Origin of the sequence: Novosphingobium sp. 9U (genome assembly GCF_902506425.1) — a bacterium.
Lineage (GTDB): Bacteria > Pseudomonadota > Alphaproteobacteria > Sphingomonadales > Sphingomonadaceae > Novosphingobium.
The window spans coordinates 2,533,113-2,552,702 of sequence record NZ_LR732469.1; the positions used below are offsets into that span (position 1 = coordinate 2,533,113).

Below are 19,590 nucleotides of genomic sequence, written 5' to 3' on the forward strand. Positions count from 1 at the left end.
ATAAGGGACATTCGCATGACATCTTACAAGTCACGCCGGGCTCTCGTTCTCGGTCTTCTCAGCCTGGGTGCGAGCGCGTTGCCGGGGGTCGCCATGGCACAGAACGCTGCAGCCGATGCCGGCACTGCAGCAATTCCCGCCGACAGCGATGCCGGCACCGACATTGTCGTCACAGCGCAGCGCCGCCAGGAGCGCCTGACCGACGTTCCCGTCTCGGTCGGCGTCGTGCGCGGCGACGATTACCGCACCTTCACTGCGGGCGGCGACGACACGCTGCTCGCGCTCTCGGGCCGCGTCCCGGGCCTCTACGCCGAGTCGACCACTGGCCGCATCTTCCCGCGCTTCTACATCCGTGGGCTGGGCAACATCGACTTCTACCTCGGCGCTTCGCAGCCGGTCTCGATCATCCAGGACGACGTGGTCCTGGAGCACGTTGTGCTGAAGTCCAATCCAGCCTTCGACGTCGCGCAAGTCGAAGTTCTGCGCGGACCTCAGGGCTCGCTGTTCGGCCGCAACACGACTGCCGGCATCATCAAGTTCGACACCAACCGTCCGACTATGGACTTGAACGGCCAGGCATCGATCAGCGTCGGCAGCTATGGCAGCGTCAACCTCGACGCGGGCGTCGGTGGCCCGATCGTGGCCGACAAGATCGCCGTACGCGCCTCGGTATTCGTGCAGCACCGTGAGGACTACGTCGACAACACCTTCCGCGGCGTCAGCGCCGACGGCACTGTCACACCGATGAAGAACGCCATGGGCGGCTTCGACGATCGCAACGTGCGCCTGCAGGTGCTGCTGACGCCGACCGAGAACTTTTCAGTCCTGCTCTCGGGCCACTATCGCGATTACGAGGGCACCTCGACCCTGTTCCTGCGCGGCGGGCTGGTGAAGGGTTCGAACGACCCGATCGCCCCGCGCAAGTCGGTCGCCTACGACGAGGCGCAGAACAACCCGCAGGCCTACAAGACCAAGGGCGCCTCGGCGCACGTGACCTGGGACTTCGGCGGCGCGGCGCTGACCTCGATCACCGCCTACGAGACCACCAAGGGCTACAGCCGCGGCGACACCGACGGCGGCGCGGCGGCGAACTTCCCGGTGAACGGCCTGCCGAACGGCTTCGGCCAGTCACAGGGCCAGATCCGCGACCTCGACCAGTGGACCCAGGAATTGCGCCTTGCCAGCACCGGCGAAGGTCCGTTCAAGTGGCAGTTCGGCGGCTACTACTTCGACAGCCGCGACACGACCGACTTCTACCAGCGCGCATTCTTCTTGACCACCGCCGCGCGGAACCCGAACAACTGGGTGCGCCTGCGCAACACCAACACCTCGTGGGCGGTGTTCGGCCAGGCGAGCTATGATCTGACCGACCAGCTGACGCTGACCGCTGGCGCCCGCTACACGAGCGACGACAAGAAGACGCGCCTGCTCAAGGCCAACAACAACCCGACCACGTGCGTTTCCACCGCGGCGTTCCCCTGCACCGTCAGGCTCAAGGACGAGAAGCCGAGCTGGGACGTCAGCGCGCTCTACAAGGTCAGCCCGGACGTCAGCGTCTATGCGCGTATCGCCCGTGGCTTCCGCGGCCCGACGATCCAAGGCCGCTCGGCGGTGTTCAGCACGCCGTTCACCACCGCGGACTCGGAAACGATCACGTCGTACGAGGCCGGGTTCAAGAGCCAGCTGCTCGACAACACGCTGCGCTTCAACGCCACGGGCTTCTACTGGAACCTCAAGAACATCCAGCTGAACGGCAACGATGCCAACGGCAACGGCGTGCTGTTCAACGCCGACAAGGCCGAGGCTTACGGCATCGAGGCGGACTTCGAGTATCGGCCGGTCGAGAACCTGGCGATCACGCTGGGCGGCAGCCTGCTGCACACCGAGATCAAGGACGACCGCGTCTATGCGCAGGCCTGCGCGCTGAACGGCGTGTTGGTGTGCACGGTGAACGATCCGATCGTCCAGCGCACGATCTTCGGTGCGCCGGCTTACCTGGCGCAGATCAACGGCAACCCGCTGCCCAACGCGCCCAAGTGGACGCTGAACGCCACCGCGCGCTACGACATTCCAGTGGGTGAGACCTCCAAGGTGTTCATCGCGACGGACTGGAACGTCCAGGGCTACACCAACTTCGTGCTCTACAAGACCGACGAGTTCTACTCGAAGGGCAACTTCGAGGGCGGCCTGAAGATCGGCTACGACACGGGGAACTTCGAACTGGCGGCGTTCGCGCGCAACATCACGAACGAGAAGAACCTGAAGGGCGTAATCGAGAACTACATGGCCGCGGTGTACAACGAGCCGCGCATCATCGGCGTCTCGTTGAGCGGCAAGATCCGCTGATTTGAGTTATGAGACGAGAGCGGGTCAGGGAAGCCCGCTCCGACATATGCATGTAACAAGCACGGGCCGCAGCTGCATCACAGCTGCGGCCCTTTGTGCGTCAATTTCCGATCAGGACATCGCTTGCCTTGATCAGGACCGTCACCTTGTCACCGACCTTGGGGCTCAGGTCGGCGATTGCCTCCTCGGTGATGCTGGAGGTGATTACATTGCCGCCACCGAGTCGACCTTGATGGTGCCGTTCACCGCGCCACTGATGATCGCGGTGACAGTTCCGCTGAGCTGATTGCGCGCACTGATCTTCATGCCTGATCTCCGTTCGTAAACCGCTCCTACGCGCGCCGTCGCGGGGTCTTCACAAGCAGGGCCTATTCTATATACGACGGGATATAGATTCGAGGTTCAGGGGCTTACGAGAATGATCGGACACTTGCGCGCGGCACTGTTCGCGGCGCCGCTACTCGCCGTTTTGCACCAGCCGGCGGCGGCGCAGGAGAGCGGCGGGAGGCGGGCCTCGATAGCCAAACAGGACAGCAATGCGATTATTGTCACTGCGCGCCGCCGCGAGGAGAACCTGCAGCAGGTGCCGATCGCGGTGTCGGTTGTAGGCGGCGAGCTGCTCGACCGTTCGTACACGGTCAACACGCAAGGGCTGACCAACCTGGTACCAACGCTGAACTACTCCTCGGCCAACCCCCGCAACACCTCCTTCACCATCCGGGGGCTGGGATCGAGTGTCGTCGCCGTCAGCCAGGCGAATGACGGGCTGGAACCGGGCGTCGGCTTCTACGTCGACCAAGTCTACCATGCGAGGCCCGCGACCGCCGCGTTCGACTTCACCGACATCGAGCGGATCGAAGTACTGCGCGGTCCCCAAGGCACGCTGTTCGGCAAGAACACCACGGCCGGTGCGATCAACGTGATCAGCCGCGCGCCAACCTTCACGCCCGAGGCGCGAGAGGAGATCAGCTTCGGCGAGCACAACTGGCTGCAAGCCAAGGCGTCGGGGTCGCTGCCGCTGATCGCCGACAAGCTGGCGCTGCGGGTCTCCGGCCTCACCACCCGGCGGGACGGCTTGCTGGAGAATGTGCGGCTCGGCGGGCACAAGCAGAACGACATCGGCAATCAGGCGGTCAAGGCGCAGCTGCTGTTCAAACCGACCGACACGTTCCAGCTGCGTCTGATCGGCGACTTCACCAATTTCCAAAGCGAGTGCTGCACCCAGGTCTACTTGCGTGTCGGCACCAGCCTGCGGCCTGCGGCGCGGCAGTATCCGGCGCTGGCCGCCGGCCTTGGCTATGCGCCGCCGAGCACCAACCCTTACGATCGCCTGGTCGACATCGATGCGCGTGTGGGCACGGACACCAACGAGGGCGGCGTGTCGGCAACGGCGGACTGGGATCTGGGGCCCGCCACGCTGACCTCGATCAGCGCTTGGCGTTTCTGGAACTGGGATGCGGCGAACGACCGCGACTATACCGGAGTCCAGATCCAGGTGACCCAGCACATCCCCTCGCGCCAAGACCAGTACAGCCAGGAGCTGCGGCTTGCCTCGAACGGCGACGGGCCATTCCAGTATGTCGCGGGATTGTACTACTTCCACCAGAAGCTCGATGGCCGGCCGGAGAGCATCTACGGTGCCGAGGCCGCGTACTGGCTGCTGGGCCCGACGTTCACCTCCAACGGCACCACCGTCAGCGTGCCGCGCAACCTGCTCGACGGTTATGGCACGAACGGCAGCACGCACTTTACCACTAGCAGCTACGCCGGGTTCGCCGAGGTGAACTACAAGGTGACGCCGCGCCTCACGGCCACGGGCGGGCTGCGCTACACCTGGGAGAAGAAGTACGGCAACTACGATAGCCCGGTGTTCGGTGGCCCAGCGCTGAACGGCACCGCGGCGCAGATCGCGGCCCTGAACGCGGCGCGGCTCTCGATCCTGCGTCGCCAGACTTATGAGGCGCGCGATCGGGACGGCAGCCTTTCTGGCCGCGCGAACCTGTCGTACCAGGTGACCGACAGCGTGATGGGCTACGCCAGCTTCGCACGCGGCTTCAAGTCGGGCGGCATCAACATGTCGGGCCTGCCGCTGACCAATCAGAACCTGCCCGCGCTCGCCACCGCGGTGGTCAAGCCGGAGCGTAACACAACATACGAAGTGGGCGTGAAGACGAGCTTCCTCGATAACCGCGTGCTGTTCAACCTCACCGGCTTCTACACCAAGGTCGAGGACTTCCAGGCAACGGTGGTGGACAGCAGCCAGACAGTCGCGCTGCGCGGATATCTCTCGAACATCCCGGAAGTCGTAGTGAAGGGCATCGAGGCCGACGCGATGGTGCGCCCTGTCAAAGGCCTGACCGTGCGCGGCTCGCTCGCCTACTCGCATGGCGAGTACACCGATTATCCTGCAGGGCCGTGCCCGCTGGAGGTCCAGACCGCAGCGACGACGGCCTGCAACCTGACCGGCCGCCCGCTGGTCGGGCTGCCGAAGTGGGTGGAGACCGTCAGCGCCGACTACGTTACGCCGTTGAGCGAAACCGGCAGCGTGGTGGCGCACGTCGATAGCGGGTGGCGCAGCAGCTATTACGGCGATCCCAGCTTGTCGCGCTACACGCTGATCAAGGGCTACAACCTGACAAACGCGAGCATTGGCTACCGCTCGAACCAGGGCTGGGAAGTCAGCGTCTTCGCGCGCAACCTGTTCGACAAGGATTATATCCAGAACCTGACGATCCAGGCCGGCAACTCGGGCCTGATCCTGGGCACGCCAAGCGATCCGCGTACCGTGGGCGTGACCTTTCGCTTCTGGCAGTAGGTAGGCGAAGTCCCTCTTTCTCTTCTTATCTCTCTTCTTTTCTCTCTTCCTCCTCTCTCGTCATCCCCGCCTTCGCGGGGGTGACGAATATGGGAAGAGATTTTCGATCGAACCATGGCGTGACAGCGCGCCACGTCTCTGCGTAACCTCTGCGCATGAGCACGCTCGACACTCGCCACGATCAGATGTTCCCGGTTCTCGATGCGCGGCAGATCGAGACGGCCCGGCGCTTCGCGAGTGGGCCGGCACAGCACTTCGGCAGTGGTGAGCAGGTCTACGCCATCGGCGAAGTCGGAGCGCCGGCCTGGCTCGTCCTCGCAGGCACGATCGACGTCGTGCGTCGCGACGGGCTCAACCACGAGGCGGCGATCACGACGCATGGCGCGGGCCATCTGTCGGGCGAGGTCAACCAGCTGTCCGGCCGGCCATCGATCGCCGGCGGTCGCGCTGGCGAGGGCGGCTGCACGGCAGTTCCCTTCGACGCGGCGCACCTGCGCGCGCTGATGATCGGCTCGGCGGACGTGGGCGAAGTGATCATGCGGGCGTTGATCCTGCGGCGCGTGGCCCTGATCGAGGATGGCGGCGCCGGCACGATCCTGATCGGCACGCCCGGCAGTCCTGACGTGGTGCGCATCCAGGGCTTCCTTACCCGCAGCGGCTATCCTAACTTGGTGCTCGATGCCTCTGCCGATGCCGAGGGCCATGCGCTGGTCGAGCGCATCGGCGTGCACCATGACGAGCTGCCGCTGCTCGTCTGCCCGAACGGCTCCATCCTTCGCCGGCCGAGCGATGCCGAAGTGGCCGCGTGCCTGGGCATGCTGCCGGAGATCGCAGCCGACAAGGTCTATGATGTCGCCATTGTCGGGGCAGGGCCGGCGGGCCTCGCAGCGTCGGTCTACGCCGCGTCCGAGGGGCTGTCGGTACTCGTCGTCGAGGAGCGGGCCATGGGTGGCCAGGCAGGTGCCTCGGCGAGGATCGAGAACTACCTGGGCTTTCCCACCGGCATCTCGGGGCAGGCGCTGGCGGGCAGGGCCTACAACCAGGCGCTGAAGTTCGGCGTCGAGATGGCGATCCCGCTCGGCGCGGTGCAGCTTGAGTGTGCAGACCGAAAGCCGGGAGAGGCGATCCCGCTCGATCTGGCGCAAGATCAGCGGGTGCATGCCCGCACTCTGGTGATCGCCTCCGGTGCGCGCTACCGCCGCCCCGACGTGCCCGGCCTGGAGCAGTTCGAAGGCAATGGTATCTCCTACTGGGCCTCACCGATCGAGGCGAAGCTGTGCGCGAACGAAAAGGTCGCACTGGTCGGCGGCGGCAACTCGGCAGGCCAGGCGGTGGTGTTTCTGGCCGACCATGTTGCCGAGCTGCACCTCATCGTGCGCCGCCCGCTCGAAGAGACGATGTCGCACTACCTGGTAGAGCGCATCGCCGCGCTGCCCAACGTCACCATGCACGTCGGCAGCGAGATCGCCGAACTGGAAGGCGACCACGACAGCGGTCTCACGGCCGCGACCTTCCGCGTTCGCAAGACGGGCGAGACGTCGCGCTGCGAGCTGCGGCACATGTTCCTGTTCATCGGCGCCGACCCGAACGCGGGGTGGCTGCAAGGCTGCGTCGAGACGGACGCGAAGGGTTTCGTGGTGACCGGCGGGACTGGCGGGTTGCCGCTGGAGACCAGCCAGCCCGGCGTCTTCGCGATCGGCGACGTGCGCGCAGGCTCCACCAAGCGCGTTGCGGCCGCGGTAGGGGAGGGCGCTGCGGTGGTCGCGCAGATCCATGCGAAGCTGGCGGAAGTCTAAAGCGTCTCCCTCTTAGCGGCATTCCCTCTTCCCGTTCGTGTCGAGCGAAGTCGAGACACCACACACAGCGCCAGCGTGTCTCGATATCGCTCGACACGAACGGGGCCGGGTATGTCAGTTGATGGATGCGTGACCCATCTCGCTTCGCACCCGCAGCAATGCTAAGGGCGCGCGCATGTTGAACATCTCCGGTATCACCGTGCGCCTGGGCGGGCGCACCATTCTCGACCAGGCCACCGCCGCGATCCCCACCGGCGCGCGCGTGGGGCTGATTGGCCGCAACGGCGCGGGCAAGTCGACGCTGATGAAGGTGATGATCGGCCAGCTCGAGCCCGACGATGGCGCGATCGAGATGCCCAAGCGTGCGCGCCTGGGCTACATCGCGCAGGAGGCGCCGAGCGGCCAGCTGTCGCCCTTCGAAACCGTGCTCGCCGCCGATGTCGAGCGCACGGCCTTGTTGGAGGAGGCCGAGACTTGCGTCGATCCGGATCGTCTGGGCGACGTGCATGAGCGGCTGCTGGCGATCGATGCCTACAGCGCGCCGGCCCGAGCCGCCCGCATCCTCATCGGCCTGGGCTTCGACGAGGCGATGCAGGCCGAGCCGATGGACAGCTTTTCGGGCGGATGGAAGATGCGTGTGGCGCTCGCCAGCCTGCTGTTCTCGCAGCCGGACCTGCTGCTGCTGGACGAGCCTTCGAACCACCTCGACCTCGAAGCGACGCTGTGGCTGGAGAACTTCCTGCGCGCCTATCCGGGCACGCTGATCGTCATCAGCCACGAGCGCGATCTGCTCAACAACGTGGTCGACAACATCCTGCACCTGCAGGGCGGCAAGGTGACGCTCTATCCCGGCGGCTACGACAGCTTCGAGCGCCAGCGCGCTGAGCGGGCGGCGCAGCTGGCCGCTGCCAAGGCCTCGCAGGACGCGCAACGTGCCAAGCTGCAGGACTACGTCAACCGCAACAGCGCGCGCGCTTCCACCGCCAAGCAGGCGCAGTCACGCGCCAAGATGCTGGCGAAGATGCAGCCGGTCGTGGCGATGATGGAAGATCCCTCGCTGACGTTCGACTTCCCGAGCCCCAAGGAGCTGCGTCCGCCGCTGATCACGCTCGACAATGCGGCTGTCGGCTATGCCGAGGACAAGCCGATCCTGCGCCGCCTGGGCCTGCGCATCGATCCCGACGATCGCATTGCGCTGCTCGGCCGCAACGGCAACGGCAAGACCACGCTGGCGCGGCTGTTCGCCCAGCAGCTGAAGCCGATGGAAGGCGAGATGAACATCTCGGGCAAGCTCGCCATCGGGTACTTCACGCAGTACCAGGTCGAGGAACTGGCCGGCAGCGACACGCCGCTGGTGCACATGACCCGCGCGATGGACGGCAAGCCGACGGCGCAGGTCCGCGGCCAGCTCGGGCGTTTCGGCTTTTCGGGCGAGCGCGCGCTGACGCCGGTGTCGAAGCTCTCGGGCGGCGAGCGCGCGCGCCTGGCGCTGGCCCTGGTCACGCGCGATGCACCGCACCTGCTGATCCTGGACGAGCCGACCAACCACCTCGACGTCGATGCGCGCGAGGCGCTGGTGCAGGCGCTCAATGCCTATGAAGGCGCGGTGATCCTGATCAGCCACGACCGCCACATGGTCGAGCTGACCGCGGATCGCCTGGTGCTCGTCGATGGCGGTGAGGCGCGCGAGTATGCGGGGTCCATGAACGATTACATGGACTTCGTGCTCGGCCGCAACCAGCCCAAGGCGGACGGCAAGGGCAAGACGAAGGACAAGCCGGCGCCTGCCGACCAGAAGGCGGTCGCCGCCAACTGGAAGGAGCACAAGGAGCTGCAGAAGCAGTCCTCGAAGCTGGAGAACGCCATCGCCAAGGCCCAGGCCAAGGTCGCGGAGATCGAGGCGGCGATGGTGACGCCCGTTGCCAAGCCGCATCCGTTGGGCGGGCTGACTTCCGGCCAGCTGTCACAGCAAAGGGCGCAGGCACTCAAGGACCTGGATAAGGTCGAAGCCGAGTGGATGGCGTTAAGTGAGAAGCTCGAGGCTTACGCTTAGCGCACTGGCGCTATCCGCTAAACTGTGTGGCCGGTCTCTCCTTTATCATCCCCGCCTCCACGGGGATGATAAAGGATCGAGGATTATAGCCCCTTCGCCATGTTCAGGTGTGCGGTCACGATCGGCACCAGGGTGGTGGCAAAGCTCTTGAGCGAAGGCACGTCGCCACTGGCCGAATAGGCCTTCAGCGTGTCCAGCGTCATCTGGTGCGCGTCGGTCTGGGCCTTGGCATAGGCCGTGTCGAACTCGGCGCCCGACTTGGTGCCCAGATCGTCCAGCGTCTGCTGCTGCATGGCGGTCAGCTTGGGCGCGGGCGTGATCGCGGGCGAAGCAGAGGCGGCGGCTGCCTTCAGCTTGGCCGTGGAGTCGGTGTGCGCCTTGATCATCTGCTCCGCGAAAGTCTTCACCTTCGCCGACTTTGCCTTGCTGGCCGCAAGCTTGGAACTTTCGATCTCGAACTGATCGCTGGCCGCTGCGGTGTCGGCGAAGACTTGGCCCGGAGTCGCAGCCGGCGTTGCTGCGGCCATCGCGTCGTCGGTCGCGGCAGAGGTCGCAGCAACATCGCCTGCGGGAGCCTCTGATTTCTTGCACCCGGCAAGCGAGAGCGCGGCAATCGATACGGCGAGTACGAGTGTATGCTTCATGTCAGGCTCCTCAGCCGATGCAGTTCGCTTCGTCGGTAACGGCTCATAGGCTCATCGCGTTCCCGCGGACCTTTCGCCTCTTGGTGCGTTAAGCGCCTGAGTTCGCAGCAACCGCTGCCTCACCCAGCAGGCAAACCCCAGCAGGAGCCGACCCATGAGCCTCTTCGGCAACATCATGAACAAGATCTTCCATCACGACAAAGCCCAGGCGGCCACACCCGCCGCTGCGGCCCCACAGGCAGCGCCCGCACCGACCGCCACGCCGCAGCCCACGCCAACGCCTACGCCCGCAGCGGCGCCCGAGCCTGCCCCCACCGCGGTGGATGTAGGCGCGGTTCTGGAAGCGATGGCCTCCATGAAGCCTGACCACGGCGGGAACTACCAGTCCTCGATCGTCGACCTCCTAAAGCTGCTCGACCTCGATTCCGGTCTGTCGGCACGCAAGGAGCTGGCGGAGGAACTGGGCGTGCACGCCGGTGAGCATGGCTCGGCCGAGCAGAACATCGCGCTGCACCGTGCGGTGATGGACAAGCTCGCCCAGAACGGCGGCGTGGTGCCCGACAGCTTGCGGAACTAGCGTTTTCAAGCGTCGGATAGGCGGCTAGAGAACGGCGCGGCACCTCGGTGTACCGCGCCGTTCTTCTAAGGACCTTCTGCTTGAGCACGCCACCCCAGGAGCGCCGCGCCTTCGCGGCCATGCGCCACGTCCGGTTTCGCTGGTTCTTCGGCACATACATCCTGGCGATGATGGCCGACAACATCGAGCACGTGATCAGCTACTGGGTCATGTACCAGAAGTTCCACTCGCCTGCGCTCGGCGGCTTCGCGGTTCTCTCGCACTGGCTGCCGTTCCTGTTCTTCTCGATACCGATGGGCGGTCTTGCCGACCGCATCGACCCGCGACGGCTGATCCAGATCGGCATGACGCTGTTCATCTGCGTCTCGCTGGCGTGGGGCTACCTGTTCGCGACCGACTCGCTGCAGATGTGGCAGGCCATGCTGCTGCTGGTCATGCACGGTTGCGCAGGCGTGTTCTGGCAGACGCCGAGCCAGCTGCTGCTCCACGCCATGGTCGAGCCGGAAGAGCTGCAGAGCGCAGTCCGGTTGAACGCCACTGCGCGCTATCTCGGCGTGCTGGTCGGGCCGGCGGTGGGTGGAGCCATGCTCGTATGGCTTGGGCCGACGAAGGGCATCTTCCTCAACGCAGCTTACTTCCTGCCGGTCATCCTATGGCTCGCCCGCGTGCACTACCGCCGCGAGGCAGCCGGGCGCAGCGCCGTGAAGGGCCTGGCCGATGTGACCCGCACTTTGAGCGAGATCGGCCGGCGGCCGGCGATCGTGTCGATGACGCTGCTCGCCGCTGCGGCATCGGGGTTCATCGGCAACAGCTATCAAGCGCAGATGCCCAAGTTCGCGATCGACCTGGGACACGGCAATCCGGGCGCGGCATACAGCATGCTGCTTGCCGCCGATGCCGCCGGCGCGCTGACTGCCGGGTTCCTGCTGGAGACGTTCGGCGGCTTCCGCACCACGGCGACGACGGCGCTGTTCCTGGCTCTTGGCTGGTGCCTGGCGCTGGGCGGCTTTGCACTTTCCGGGAGCTATCCACTCGCGTTGGGACTGTTGTTCTGCGCCGGCTTCTTCGAGCTCTCGTTCAGCAGCATGGCGCAGGCAGTGGTGCAGATCGAGGCGCCGGGCGAGATCCGCGGCCGCGTGCTCGGCGTGTTCGCCATGGCGTCGCTGGGCTGCCGCGCCTTTGCCGGGATCACGGTGGGCCTGATCGGATCGCTGGCGGGCGTGCATCACTCGCTCGCACTGGCCGCGGCCATGCTGCTCGTGTCAGTTCTGGTGCTGATAGCGCGTAATCGGCGCGCCGGATCGTTGGCAGTCGGCTGAGCGATTGGAAGTCATTCGGATGCGAGAGTTTTCGCCACCAGCGGTGCCACCTTGCCCACGATAATGTCGATGCCGGCGGGCGTTGGGTGCACATGGTCGGCCTGCATCAGCTCGGGCCGCGTCACCACGCCATCGAGGAAGAACGGATAGAGCGCCGCGTCGTAGCGCTTCGCCAGGTCGGGATAGATCGGATTGAAGCGGTCGGCATAGTCCCGGCCCATGTTGGGCGCGGCGATCATGCCGGTCAGCATGATCGGGATACCGCGCCGCTTCAGCTCCTCGCAGATCGCCGTCATGTTGGCACGCGTCTCGGCCGGATCGATGCCGCGCAGCATGTCGTTTCCGCCCAGGTTCACCATGACCAGATCCGGCTTGCGAGGCACTCCGCCAAGCGCGAAGTCCAGCCGGCGCCGAGCGGCCGCGGTGGTGTCCCCCGAGACGCCTGCATTGGTTACGCTGGCCGCGATCCCTTGCGCCTTCAGCGCCTGCTCCAGCCGAGCCGGGAAGCTCTGTTGCGGCAGCACGCCGTAGCCCGCATACAGGCTGTCTCCGAACGCGACGACCAGCTTGCCATCGGCTGCGGGCACCGAAGCGACCGTCTCTTGCTCGGCCTCGCTCGTGGCAAGCGGAGCCGCCGCCGCATCATTCTTTTGCGAACAGCCCGCCAGCCCTTGGAGGAGAAGCAGTGCGCCCGCATATGGGGCCAGCCTGTTGAACAAGGAATTCCCTCCTTCGATGTCGAACGATCCGGCCGCGGATATTGTGATCCGCGCACGCAATGTAACCCTGACGCTCGGCACGCGCGAGGCTCCGACGCAGATTTTGAAAGGCATCGACCTCGATGTGGAGCGCGGGACCAGCACCGCGATCCTGGGGCCGTCCGGTTCGGGCAAGTCGTCGCTGATGGCGATCCTCGCGGGGCTCGAACAGGCGAGCGGCGGCGAGGTCGAAGTGGCGGGCGTGCCCTTCGCCTCCCTCAACGAGGATGGGCTGGCACGGGCCCGGCGTGGCCGCATCGGCATCGTGCTCCAGGCGTTCCACCTGCTGCCGACCATGACCGCGCTGGAGAACGTGGCGGTGCCGCTCGAACTCGCCGGCATGGCAGACGCGTTCGCACGGGCCGAGGCCGAGCTGCAGGCGGTGGGCCTAGGACATCGCGTGCACCACTATCCCGCACAGCTCTCGGGCGGAGAGCAGCAGCGCGTGGCAATCGCGCGCGCCGTCGCACCGCGGCCCGGCATCCTCTTTGCCGACGAGCCGACCGGCAATCTCGATGGCGCGACCAGCGGCTCGATCGTCGAACTACTGTTCGCACGTCAGCGAGAAGCCGGCGCGACACTGCTGATCATCACCCACGACCCCGCACTCGCCCGCCGTTGCGGGCGCGTGCTGACCATGGCCGACGGACGCATCGCTGCGGACGAGCGGCCTTGAGCGGTACGGCTCTGGTGCAGGATCTCGGCTGGCGCGCCAGTTGGCGGATCGCCCGGCGTGATCTTGAAGGCGGTTTCCACGGCTTGCGGTTGCTGCTGGTCTGCCTGTTCCTGGGAGTTGCGACCCTGGCGACGATCGGCAGCCTGACGAGCTCGATCACCTCGGAGCTCGCCAGCCGCGGGCGGGTACTGCTGGGCGGAGACATCGAGATCGCGATGAGCCAGCGCGGCACGACGCCCGCTGAGCACGCCTCGCTAGCGGCCCTAGGCGGGGTAAGCGACACCGTGCGCACGCGCGCCATGGCACGGCGGGCGGTGCCGGCCAGGGGCGCTCCCGATGCGGTGCTGACCGAGCTCAAGAGCGTCGATCGCAGCTATCCGCTCTATGGCACGCTTAAGCTTTCGGGTGGTTCCTACCATCCACTCACCCCCGACACGATCCTGATCGACCGCGCACTTGCGGAGCGGTTGTTGCTGCGGCCGGGCGACACCATGCGCTATGGCGAGGCCAGCTTCCGCATCGCCGCGATCATCGCCGACGAGCCGGACCGCGTAGGCGAGGGCTTCACCCTCGGACCGGTCGCGATCGTCTCGTCAGAGGGGCTGGCGCGCACCGGCCTGCTGCAGCCGGGCGCGATGTACGAGAGTAAGTATCGCGTGCGATTGAGACCCGGCATCGACCCAGCGGCCGCAGTCGAGCGGCTCAAGTCCGCACATCCTTCCGCAGGTTGGGAGTACAAGGACCGCTACCGGGCAGCGCCCGGGGCCGTGCGCTTCTTCGAGCGCATGGGCCAGTTCCTTGCGCTGATCGGCCTGGCCGCGTTGGTGATCGCTGGCATCGGCGTCAGCAACGGCGTCGCCTCGTACCTTGCCATGCGACGGACGAGCATTGCCACCTTCAAGATCCTGGGCGCCAGCTCGGCCGACATAGCGAGGATCTATCTGCTGGAGATCGGGGCCGTGGCGCTGCTGGCCGTCGTGGCAGGCCTGGCCGCCGGCGTCGTGCTGCCGCTGGTATTGGTGACCCTTGTGCGCGATGTGCTGCCGGTCGCGCCGGGCTTCGGCATATACCCGCTGCCGCTGCTGACGAGTGCCGCGTACGGATTGCTCATCGCCTTCGCCTTTGCGCTGCCGCCGCTGTCTCGCGCGCGCGCTCAGCCGGCGAACGCTCAATTGCGCGGCGGGGTGGAGGCTCGATCCCGGCTCGACCGCCGCACGGTGGTAGCAGTGACCGCCGCCGGAGCGCTGGTCGTCGCTTTGGCGCTGGCGACCGCGCGAGAGCCGCTGTTCGCAGCGGCCGTGCTGGGCGCGGTGGCGGCCGTGCTGCTGGTGCTGCTCGGCATCGGCGCCGCGATCCGATACGCTGCCGCTCGCCTACCGCGTCCGCGCCGGCCCTTGCTGCGGCTCGCGTTCGCGAACCTGCACCGGCCCGGCGCGCAGACGGTGGCGCTCGTTATCGCGCTGGGGCTGGCGCTCACGCTGTTCGTCACGCTCGCGGCGATCCAAACGAGCCTTGGTAGCGAAATCACCCGGGCGGTGCCGGAACGTGCGCCCAACCAGTTCGTCCTCGACGTACCCTCGGACGAGCGCGCCCGCTTCGTCGAAGTGGTCAAGCAGGCCGCACCCGAAGCGCAGCTGAACATCGTGCCGGCCTTGCGGGGGACCATCGTCGCCTACGGAGGTCAGCGCGTGTCCGACCAGGCGCGCGCGGCCGATAACGCTTGGATCCTGCGCGGCGAGCGCGGGGTGACATACTCGGACACGCTGCCTCAAGGCAGCGACCTGGTCGCCGGGCAGTGGTGGCCCAGGAATTACGCCGGGCCCCCGCTGATCTCGCTCGACCAGGAGGCCGCGCGCACGCTCAAGCTGAAACTCGGAGACACCATCACGGTCAGCATTCTGGGACGAGAGATCACCGCGCGGATCGCCTCGCTGCGGCAGGTGAACTGGAACACGATGGGCTTCAACTACGTAATGGTGTTCTCGCCCAACACGCTGGAAGGCGCACCGCACAGCCTTACCTCCACCATCGACATCGACGACCGGCATGAAGGCGCGGTCGCGCGCGCGCTGCTGGCGGCGTTCCCGTCTGCCTCGATCATCGAGGTGAGCGAAGTGCTCGGCCAGGTGCGCACAATCCTCGACCGGATGGCGACTGCGATCCTGCTGTCCGCGTCGGTGGCGATCCTTGCAGGGATAGCGGTGCTGGTCGGCGCCATCGCCGCCTCGCGCCAGGCGCGCAGCTACGACAGCGTGATCCTCAAGACCCTGGGCGCCACGCGCGCGCAGATCCTGGCGGCGCAAGCGCTCGAGTATGCGGTGCTCGCCGGGCTTCTGTGTTCCGTCGCGCTGGCGCTGGGGATTGGCGCGGCGTGGTACGTCATCGTGGAGGTGTTCGAGTTCCGCTGGGCGCCCGATTGGGGCGTTGTGCTGGCGACACTCGCTGGTGGATCTATGCTGACCCTGGGCATCGGCCTGATCGGTTCGTTGCCGCTGCTGGCCGTGCGCGTCGCGCCAGCGCTGCGCAAGCTGTGAGCGGGCGATGCAGCCCGACTGGATGAATAGGGCGATGAGAGCGGCCCACAGCTTGCGCGCGACGACAGTCGGCGCAAAGCGGGCCGGGCACTCGGTCTACGTCGTGTTGCTGCACAATCCCGCGCGGGCCGAGCCCTGGGGCCTCTACGTGGGACAGACCTCACGCGATCCGGACTTGCGGTTCGACCAGCACAAGGCGGGTTACAGGGCGAGCGGGGCCGTGAAGCGGTACGGCGTGCGCCTGCTGCCTGCCATGGTCAAGCACCTCAACCCGCTACGCGGATGGGAGGCGCTAGAGCTGGAGGCAGGATTGGCCGAGGAGTTCCGCTCGGTCGGCGTGCCATGGGTCGCGGGCGGCCACTGAGCCCTACTCGGGCTTTTGCGCGAACCAGATCATGTGGTTGTCGCCGGTCCCATCGTGCAGTGCACGCACCGGCACCTCTGTCACCTCGAACCCCGCCCGTGCGAGCTGGCGGGTGAACGACGGTTCTGCGCCGGCCGACCAGATCGCCAGGATTCCGCGCGGCTTCAACGCGTCGAGTGCCGACTGCAGGCCCCGGTTGGAATAGAGCTGGTCGTTGAGCCGGCGGGTCAACCCCTCAGGCCCGTTGTCCACATCGAGTAGGATCGCGTCGTAGGCCTCACGCGCGGCGTCGATCAGCATGGCGACGTCCTCCATCACCAGCAGGACGCGCGGATCGTCCAGGCATTCGGCGGTGAGGCCATGCATGGGCCCGCGTGCCCACTCTATGATCTCGGGCACAATCTCGGCAACGGTCACGCCGGCATCGGGACCGAGCGCCGCCAGTGCCGAGCGCAAGGTGAAGCCCATGCCGTAGCCGCCGATCAGCAACTGCGGGGCAGGGCGCCCGCCCAGCCGCTCGCACGTCATCGTGGCGAGCGCCTGCTCGGAGGCGAACATGTCCGAGCTCATCAGCTCGTTGCGTTCGAGAAGGATCGCGAAATCGTCCTCGTTGCGGATCAATCGCATCTCAACGCCGCCCGGCACGATAGCCGTGCCGATCAGCACATCACCTTTCACGCCGCGAGATTACTTCTTGCGCGCTTTGCGGGCGGCGTAGCGAGCGTCGCGGGCAGCCTTGAGCTCTTCTGCGGTGCGCTCCTTGGGCTTGGCAGCTTCTGCTGCGAGGCGCGCCTGCTCGGCTGCTTCGCGCTCGGCGGCAGCCTTGGCTTCCTTCTCGGCCTTGGCGGCGGCGCGCTTCTCGGCCTGCGCCTGCTCGCGCTCGGCCGCCTTGGCGGCACGCTCGGCGAGCACTTCGGGATCGACCGGCGGCTTCGCCTTCAGCTTGGCGAGGGCCTTCTGGCGCGCTTCCATGGCGGCCTTCTGGCGATCTTGAAAGCCTGGCTCCTTGTATCCTGCCATCAACTTTTACTCGGTTCCTTGGGTCATCGGGTGAATGGTAAGGGTCCGCGCCCAAGAGGCGCAGCCCGGCCGCACAGAGGATCGCGGGATTCCACCGCATCGACGTCAGCGAACGCGCCTGTAGCACATTTCGTTGCATCGCCAAGCCGCAAGCCTGCCTGATGCAGGAGTAAGCCGCATCGGACTAAAGCCCGCGACCTTTCATAACGCCGCCTATGCTGAGCGTGTCGAACCATGCCGACCGCCGCCGCGGTTTACTAGCCCAAGCCAGCCCGATAAGCGCAGCCGATGATCCAGATCCTGATCGATGCCGACGCCTGCCCGGTGAAGGACGAGACCTACCGCGTTGCGCTCCGCTACAAGGTGCCGGTGGTGGTCGTCAGCAACAGCCCGATCAGAACCCCACGTGAGCCGCTGATCACACGCAAGCTGGTGAGCGACGCCTTCGATGCGGCCGATGACTGGATCGTCGAGCAGGCGGGCGCCGGCACCGTGGTGATCACTGCCGACATCCTGCTGGCGGACCGCTGCCTGAAGCTCGGCGCGCAAGTCGTGGCGCCGAACGGCAAGCCGTTCACCACCTCCTCGATCGGTGCCGCCATCGCCACGCGGGCGATCATGGCGGACTTGCGCGCGGGCGGCGACGTGGTCGGTGGACCGCCGCCGTTCAGCGCCACCGACCGCTCTCGCTTCCTCTCTGCGCTGGACCAGGTGGTGAGCAAGCTGAAGCGGCAGCAGGGATCATGAGTTCGATTACGCGTTCTCCGGCAACGGAATGAACTCGTCGTCGCCGGCGACGCGATCGAACCGGCCCTCACGCCAGTCGTTCTTGGCCTGTTCGATCCGCTCCTTTGACGTCGAGACGAAGTTCCAGAAGATCTGGCGCGCTTCGGGGAACGGCTCACCGCCCACAAGCATCAGCCGGGTCGCGCCGACACCGCGCAGCACGATCTCGGCGCCAGGCTTGAACACGACGAACTCGCCTGCCTGGAACTGCCCATCCTGCCCAACGATCTCGAGCGTGCCGGCAACGACGTAGACCGCGCGCTCCACGTGATCGGCCTTGAGCTGGTAGCGCGCGCCGCTTGCCAGGATGAGATCGGCATAGAGCGTGTCGGAGTATGTCTTCACGGGAGAGAGCAGCCCGTCCGACTGCCCGACCACCAGCGACATGCGCACGCCGTCTGCGTCCAGCGTCGGGATCTGGTCGACTGCATAGTGATCGAAGGCGGGCGCGATCTCCTGCAGCGCTTCAGGGAGCGCGATCCAGGTCTGCAGGCCAAACAGGGGGGCGCCGCTGCTGCGCGAAGCTGCAGGACTGCGCTCGGAGTGGACGATGCCCGAACCGGCGGTCATCAGGTTGACCGCGCCTGGCCGGATCGTCTGGACCGAGCCGACGCTGTCGCGATGCTCGATCTCGCCATCGAGCAGATAGGTGAGGGTGGACAGGCCGATGTGCGGGTGCGGCCGCACGTCGAGGCCCTCGCCGGGACCGAACGCGGTCGGACCCATCTGGTCGAAGAAGATGAAGGGCCCGACCATCCGCCGTTGTGCCGAGGGCAGAGCGCGGCGCACGCTGAAGCCATCGCCCAGATCGCGAACGGGCGGCAGGATGACCAGGTCTACGCTTTCGGCTTCGCTCGAACGGATGCTCATGGATTTTCTCCCAAGGGGTTGCTCGTGTTGCGCTTGTACTACCGAAGTGAGTGCATGCGGATCAGTGGATTAATCTTGGTGATCTCGTTCTGAAAAGCTGAACACCGCAGCCCGCGGCAACCTCGGGACATCTCCTGAGTTATCACAGGTCAATCCGGGAGCCCGGGAGGAGCGGATGCTGATCTTACGACGGGCGGCCGATGCCATCCGCCGCGCGACGGCGCCGGAGACCGCCTTTATACCGGACACAGCCGCCGACGCGGCCTGGAGCGACCTCTCGCACTGTCGTAATTGTGGGGCTTTGCTCAGCACACCTTATTGCAGCTCCTGCGGCCAAAAGGCCGCCAAGCGCCTGACTTGGCGCGCGTTTGTGCACGAGACGTGGGAGCGTGTCCGCGTCTTCGAGCTGCAGATGCTGACCACGGCGGCGCGGCTGCTGCTGTCGCCCGGGAAGGTAGCCCGCGAATACGTGCTCGGCCGGCGTAGTGCCAACATGCACCCCCTCAAGCTGCTCGTCGCCTTGGTGGCCGTGCTGGTGCTGATGCTCGCCGCCAACCGGTACTTCGCACAATACGATTTCGCCCGCGATGCGGTCGTCAACCGCATGGCGGAGCGGGTGATGCTCTATGCCAACTGGAGCTTCTCGCTCGGCATCTTCGCAATCTTTCTAGGCTCGTGGACGGTGCTGCGCCGACGCCTCAGCTACAACGTGGTCGAGCACGCGACGTTGGCGATCTACTGCCAGAGCGTGACGTTGGGGCTGGTGATCATCAACCTGCTGCCGACGATGATCTGGCGCGATCCGCAGTTCGTGATGTGGCACAAGGCGGCATCGCAGTACTACATGTTCGCCATCAAGCTTGCCGTTGTCGCCGCAGGTTACAAGCAGTTCTTCCTGCTCGATCTCAGGTCCGAGTGGTTGCGCTGGGCTTGTGCGGTGCTCGTCTACGCCGTCACCGGATGGCTCCTGCTGCGCGCCTATGCGCTAGCGATCCTGTGGCTGGTCACGTCGTGAAAACAAGGAGAGAGGCG

General features: G+C 66.1%; 17 protein-coding genes. 11 read left to right on the top strand and 6 right to left on the bottom strand.

What is annotated here, in order from left to right; translation table 11 throughout:
• Positions 1-15: 15 nt before the first annotated feature.
• Complete coding sequence (locus tag GV044_RS11815; RefSeq protein ID WP_159869808.1) at positions 16-2,346, top strand: TonB-dependent receptor; 2,331 nt, start codon at positions 16-18, stop codon at positions 2,344-2,346.
• Between the two features lie 100 nt (positions 2,347-2,446).
• On the opposite strand, the gene GV044_RS22530 is transcribed toward GV044_RS11815, so the two are convergent.
• On the bottom strand, positions 2,447-2,551 hold the full coding sequence (locus GV044_RS22530; protein ID WP_371741614.1) for a TOBE domain-containing protein: 105 nt from the start codon (positions 2,549-2,551) through the stop codon (positions 2,447-2,449).
• Between the two features lie 213 nt (positions 2,552-2,764).
• Between GV044_RS22530 and GV044_RS11825 the strand changes: the two genes are divergently transcribed.
• The 3 genes from GV044_RS11825 (at position 2,765) to GV044_RS11835 (ending at position 9,010) form a co-directional block, all read left to right on the top strand.
• On the top strand, positions 2,765-5,161 hold the full coding sequence (locus tag GV044_RS11825; RefSeq protein WP_159869811.1) for a TonB-dependent receptor: 2,397 nt from the start codon (positions 2,765-2,767) through the stop codon (positions 5,159-5,161).
• 155 nt (positions 5,162-5,316) lie between these two features.
• Positions 5,317-6,957, top strand: coding sequence for an FAD-dependent oxidoreductase (locus GV044_RS11830; protein ID WP_159869814.1), 1,641 nt, complete (start codon positions 5,317-5,319; stop codon positions 6,955-6,957).
• A gap of 175 nt (positions 6,958-7,132) precedes the next feature.
• Positions 7,133-9,010: an ABC-F family ATP-binding cassette domain-containing protein gene (locus GV044_RS11835; protein WP_159869817.1), complete on the top strand. Its 1,878-nt coding sequence runs from the start codon at positions 7,133-7,135 to the stop codon at positions 9,008-9,010.
• 83 nt (positions 9,011-9,093) lie between these two features.
• Here GV044_RS11835 and GV044_RS11840 read toward each other — a convergent pair whose 3' ends face one another.
• Positions 9,094-9,654, bottom strand: a complete 561-nt coding sequence (locus GV044_RS11840; RefSeq protein ID WP_159869820.1) for a DUF4142 domain-containing protein — start codon at positions 9,652-9,654, stop codon at positions 9,094-9,096.
• Positions 9,655-9,808: 154 nt separating this feature from the next.
• Here GV044_RS11840 and GV044_RS11845 point away from each other — a divergent pair, with 154 nt between their 5' ends.
• Positions 9,809-10,231: a DUF3597 domain-containing protein gene (locus GV044_RS11845; protein WP_159869823.1), complete on the top strand. Its 423-nt coding sequence runs from the start codon at positions 9,809-9,811 to the stop codon at positions 10,229-10,231.
• A gap of 80 nt (positions 10,232-10,311) precedes the next feature.
• Complete coding sequence (locus GV044_RS11850) at positions 10,312-11,550, top strand: MFS transporter (RefSeq protein WP_201299057.1); 1,239 nt, start codon at positions 10,312-10,314, stop codon at positions 11,548-11,550.
• An 11-nt stretch (positions 11,551-11,561) separates the two neighbouring features.
• Here GV044_RS11850 and GV044_RS11855 read toward each other — a convergent pair whose 3' ends face one another.
• Positions 11,562-12,137, bottom strand: coding sequence for an arylesterase (locus tag GV044_RS11855; RefSeq protein WP_371741598.1), 576 nt, complete (start codon positions 12,135-12,137; stop codon positions 11,562-11,564).
• A 148-nt stretch (positions 12,138-12,285) separates the two neighbouring features.
• Here GV044_RS11855 and GV044_RS11860 point away from each other — a divergent pair, with 148 nt between their 5' ends.
• The 3 genes from GV044_RS11860 to GV044_RS11870 are packed head-to-tail and all read left to right on the top strand — an operon-like array spanning position 12,286 to position 15,882.
• Positions 12,286-12,984, top strand: a complete 699-nt coding sequence (locus GV044_RS11860) for an ABC transporter ATP-binding protein (RefSeq protein ID WP_159869829.1) — start codon at positions 12,286-12,288, stop codon at positions 12,982-12,984.
• A gap of 14 nt (positions 12,985-12,998) precedes the next feature.
• The gene (locus GV044_RS11865; RefSeq protein ID WP_159871416.1) at positions 12,999-15,518 is read left to right on the top strand and encodes an ABC transporter permease; all 2,520 of its coding nucleotides are present in this window, start codon (positions 12,999-13,001) and stop codon (positions 15,516-15,518) included.
• 34 nt (positions 15,519-15,552) lie between these two features.
• Entirely contained in the window at positions 15,553-15,882 is a 330-nt protein-coding gene (locus GV044_RS11870) for a hypothetical protein (RefSeq protein WP_159869832.1), read from the top strand.
• A 3-nt stretch (positions 15,883-15,885) separates the two neighbouring features.
• Here GV044_RS11870 and GV044_RS11875 read toward each other — a convergent pair whose 3' ends face one another.
• Together GV044_RS11875 and GV044_RS11880 are read right to left on the bottom strand one after the other, a co-directional pair.
• Entirely contained in the window at positions 15,886-16,509 is a 624-nt protein-coding gene (locus tag GV044_RS11875) for a spermidine synthase (protein WP_159871419.1), read from the bottom strand.
• A 60-nt stretch (positions 16,510-16,569) separates the two neighbouring features.
• A complete protein-coding gene (locus tag GV044_RS11880; protein ID WP_159869835.1) occupies positions 16,570-16,902 on the bottom strand; it encodes a DUF6481 family protein in 333 nt (110 codons plus the stop codon).
• Positions 16,903-17,193: 291 nt separating this feature from the next.
• Between GV044_RS11880 and GV044_RS11885 the strand changes: the two genes are divergently transcribed.
• Positions 17,194-17,649: a YaiI/YqxD family protein gene (locus tag GV044_RS11885; RefSeq protein ID WP_159871422.1), complete on the top strand. Its 456-nt coding sequence runs from the start codon at positions 17,194-17,196 to the stop codon at positions 17,647-17,649.
• A gap of 6 nt (positions 17,650-17,655) precedes the next feature.
• On the opposite strand, the gene GV044_RS11890 is transcribed toward GV044_RS11885, so the two are convergent.
• Positions 17,656-18,558, bottom strand: a complete 903-nt coding sequence (locus GV044_RS11890) for a pirin family protein (protein ID WP_159869872.1) — start codon at positions 18,556-18,558, stop codon at positions 17,656-17,658.
• 175 nt (positions 18,559-18,733) lie between these two features.
• Here GV044_RS11890 and GV044_RS11895 point away from each other — a divergent pair, with 175 nt between their 5' ends.
• On the top strand, positions 18,734-19,573 hold the full coding sequence (locus tag GV044_RS11895; RefSeq protein ID WP_159869875.1) for a DUF3667 domain-containing protein: 840 nt from the start codon (positions 18,734-18,736) through the stop codon (positions 19,571-19,573).
• The last annotated feature ends 17 nt before the right edge of the window (positions 19,574-19,590 follow it).